The 3,786-nt window shown below is 66.7% G+C and carries 4 protein-coding genes; all 4 read left to right on the top strand.

The window, feature by feature from the left end; translation table 11 throughout:
• Positions 1-362 (top strand): helix-turn-helix transcriptional regulator (locus tag L288_RS32295; protein ID WP_021238365.1); only part of this gene is annotated, 362 nt, incomplete at its 5' end.
• A 71-nt stretch (positions 363-433) separates the two neighbouring features.
• Positions 434-1,576 (top strand): LLM class flavin-dependent oxidoreductase, encoded by a 1,143-nt coding sequence (locus L288_RS32290; RefSeq protein WP_021238364.1) that lies wholly within the window; start codon positions 434-436, stop codon positions 1,574-1,576.
• 249 nt (positions 1,577-1,825) lie between these two features.
• Positions 1,826-2,896 carry a type III polyketide synthase gene (locus L288_RS32285; RefSeq protein ID WP_021238363.1) on the top strand — a complete coding sequence of 357 codons (1,071 nt, stop codon included), beginning with the start codon at positions 1,826-1,828 and terminating at the stop codon, positions 2,894-2,896.
• Positions 2,896-3,786, top strand: an 891-nt coding sequence (locus tag L288_RS32280; protein ID WP_021238362.1) for an NAD(P)/FAD-dependent oxidoreductase, incomplete at its 3' end; no start/stop codon positions are given. The genes L288_RS32285 and L288_RS32280, both read left to right, overlap by 1 nt.

Below are 3,786 nucleotides of genomic sequence, written 5' to 3'. Positions count from 1 at the left end.
AAGATGTGCGCTTCGAAATTCCCGCACCCGATGACCCGCCCCTGCGCGGGGTGGCGCGCGCCCTGCCCTCCGCAGTTTATGGCGACGGCGCGCATGTCGCGCTGTTCCTGTCCGACCCCGCCCGCGCCGAAGGGCCCGATGCGGAGTCGCTGCGCGACCGTTTCCAGCTCACCCCGGCGGAAGCGGCGCTTGCGGTCCAGCTTGCCCAGGGCGCCGCGCTGGTCGATGCCGCCCGCATTCTCGACATCGCCCACAACACCGCCCGCTCGCACCTGCGCGCCATCTTCGCCAAGACGGGAACGCACCGGCAGGGGCAACTCATCCACCTGCTGCGCACCACCGGCAGCGACTTCGACCTCTGATCCATTTGGACGATGCGGGCGGCCCGCGCCCGCCATAGCCTGCGCCGCTAAACCGGCAATGGGAGAGGTTGATGCGGTTTTCGATCATTTATGAAGCGCAGATGGCGGACACATCGCGCGAAAATGAACAGCGCGTGTTCCACGAAATCGTCGAGCAGTCGCTGCTGGCGGAGGAAATGGGCTTCGACGTCATCTGGGCGGTCGAACATACGGCGCTGACCCAATATGCGCATATGTCCGCGCCGGAAACGTTCCTGGCCTACCTTGCCGGGCGTACCACGCGCATCGGCATCGGCCATGGCGTCGTGTGCCTGCCGCCCGCGATGAACCATCCGGTCAAGGTCGCCGAGCGGATCGCCACGCTCGACATATTGTCAAACGGCCGCGTGCATTTCGGCATGGGCAAGGGCGGGACGCAGCAGGAAGCGGGCACCTTCGGCTACCAGCTTTCGGAGCTTCAGCCGATGGTCGATGAGAGCATGTACCTCATCCCCAAGATATTGAAGCAGGGCGAGATCGAACATGACGGGACCTATGTGAAGATCCCGCACCGGCCGATCCACCCCAGCCCCAAGCAGGACCCGCATCCGCAACTCTACATGGCCTGCACCCGCGCGGATTCGCTGATCACCGCCGGGTCGCGTGGCCTGGGCGCGCTGGTGCTGGGCTTTGCCGGACCGGACGATATCGCCGACAAGAACGCCATCTACCGCGAGGCCTATGCCAATCGGAAGCCGGAGGATCAGGTCGGATACCGCCCGCAGCCGCATCTGGCAGCGCTATGCCCCGCCATCGTGCTGGACGATCGGGAAAAAGCCCGGCGCATCGGCCTGCGCGGACAACGTTTCTTCGTGGAATCGCTGGGCTACTGGTATTCGGGCGGCCCCAAGCCGTCGGTCGAGGATCTGGACGCCAGCGAGCAGGAAGCCGCGCTCCAGCGGCACAAGGAAGAAACGGTAGCCTGGCTTTCCGAAGAGAAGATCGAGGTCGGCCGCCACCATACTGAAAGCTTCGAAGTGGCGCAGGACGCCTATGGCACTCCGGACGATTGCATCCGCTATGTCACGCGCCTGTTCGACGCGGGGGCTGACGAGATATTGTTCATGTTCCAGATGGGCGGCATCCCGCATGAGGTCATCATGGAGACGATCCGCAACATCGGCGAAAAGGTCATCCCGCATTTCCGCCCGGCCAAGGCGATCGCCGCGGAATAATCTCTGGTGCTTGTTGAAGGCGGGCGCAGGCAGGAGCACGTCTTCGCTCCTGCCGAACATCCATAGGAGTTCTGGAGCGTGCTGCGGGAAAGCTGAATGATCGATGTTCGTCCTGAGCAGCCACTGCTCAGCACGAAAAGTTGCATTTAAGGGGCGCAACGCACCGCTTTTCACCAGCGCGCACCTGCCATAGGATCATCTGCTGGCCCACCGGCGTTCCAGTTCTTTCGCCGGAATAAGTAGACGCCCATGACAGAGACGACCGCCTGCATAAACGCAATCGGTTGCGCGGTTCCTGATCAGGACGTGCATCTCCCCTTCATCCATTGGGCGGCCGGGCGGATCGAGGATGATCGCGCGCGGCAGTTGTTCACGCGCATGGCCGAGCGCAGCGGCATTGCGCATCGCTGGTCGGTGCTGCCGGCCGCGCCGGGTGGCGGGTCGCCGGTCGATCGCGGCGGGTTCTACGCGAATGGCATGCCGTCCACGGCAGAGCGGATGGCGCTGTACGGCGAATATGCGCCAGCGTTGGCGCTACGCGCGATCGATGGGCTGCGTGGGCAGGCGCGGGTCGATGGTGTGACCCATCTTGTCGTGGCCAGCTGCACCGGCTTCATCGCGCCGGGCGTGGATCAGGTCATCGCGGCGGCGCTGGGGCTGGAAGATGTCGAACGCACGCTGGTCGGCTTCATGGGCTGCTATGCCGCGGTCGCCGCGCTGCGCACCGCCCGCCATATCGTTCGATCCGAACCGGCGGCGCGGGTGCTGGTGGTCACGGTCGAACTTTCCTCGCTCCATCTTCAACCCGAACAGCAGGTCGACCGGCTGCTGATGATGCTGCAATTCGGCGATGGTGCGGCGGCGGCGCTCGTCACGGCGCGCAATGAGGGGATCAGGCTGCGCCAGCCCTTCGCCCTGACGCTGCCCGGCTCCAGCGGCCTGATCCGCTGGAATGTGGGGGACAGCGGTTTCCTGATGCACCTGTCCGGCGAAGTGCCCGGACGCATCCAGTCAGCGCTCAAGGATGGCGGCATCCGCAACCGCCTGTGGGGATCGGACGATCCGGCGGACATCGGCCAGTGGGCGGTGCATGCGGGCGGGCGGTCGATATTGGATGCGGTGGAACATGGACTGGGCCTGGACAGCGATGCGCTCTCCGCCTCCCGTTCCGTCCTCGCCCGCTATGGCAATATGTCGTCGGCGACGCTGATGTTCATTCTGGCCGAACTGCTCCAGCAGCAGCGGCGCGGCAGTGGCGTCGCGCTGGCCTTCGGCCCCGGCGTAGCGGCGGAGGGTTTCCGCTTCACGGCGGCGGAGTGATGACCGTCCCAGCGCTGATCATCGGGGGCGGCCCGGCAGGATCGGCGGCCGCGATCACCCTGGCGATGGCCGGGATGAGGCCGAAGCTGATCGAACGGCACAAGCTGCCAGCGGGGTGCGTGTGCGGCGGATTTCTGGGCTGGGACGCATTGCGGGCGCTGGAGGCGCTGGGCATCGACCCTTGGGCGCTGGGCGCGCGGCCCATCTCCCGCTTCCGGCTGGTGACGGCGGAGCGGGTGGTCGAAGCGGAACTGCCCGCGCTCGCCGCCGGGCTTTCACGCAAGATGTTGGACCGGGCGCTGCTGGATGCGGCGCGGGCGGCGGGCGCGGACGTGACGCTCGGCCGGGCGGCCCGTGCGATCGACCCTCTCGCCCGTAGCGTTCGGCTGGACGATGGCGATACGATCGCGGCAAATGCCATTTTCCTGGCGACGGGCAAGCATGAGATGCGTGGCCTTGCCCGCCGGTTCGCGCACTCCTCGGCCGGGCTGCGGGCGTCGCTGCCATCCTCGCAGCGTCTCGATGGACTGGCGGACGTGGTGGAATTGCACCTGTTCGATGATGGCTATGCCGGGCTGCTGATGCAGGAGGATGGGTCGGCCAATCTTTGCCTGTCGGTGAGCCGTGACCGCCTGAACGAGGCGGGCAGCATCGCGGCCTTGCTGCCGGACCTGATGCGGCAGGCACCCGCCCTGGCCGCGCGGATGGAAGGGACCGTGCCGCCCCGCTTCGATGCGGTCTCGGGCGTGCCCTATGGCTGGCGCGCGCGGAACAGCGGAGAGGGCATTTTCCGCATCGGCGATCAGGCCGCCGTCATCGCCTCCCTGGCGGGGGACGGCATCGCCATCGCGCTCGCCAGCGGGGCCAGCGCGGCGCGCGCCATGCTTGCG

Source organism: Sphingobium quisquiliarum P25 (assembly GCF_000445065.1).
Classification (GTDB): Bacteria; Pseudomonadota; Alphaproteobacteria; order Sphingomonadales; family Sphingomonadaceae; genus Sphingobium; species Sphingobium quisquiliarum.
Note: the sequence above shows the minus strand (reverse complement) of the source record. Positions and strands in the feature narration are given on the sequence as shown.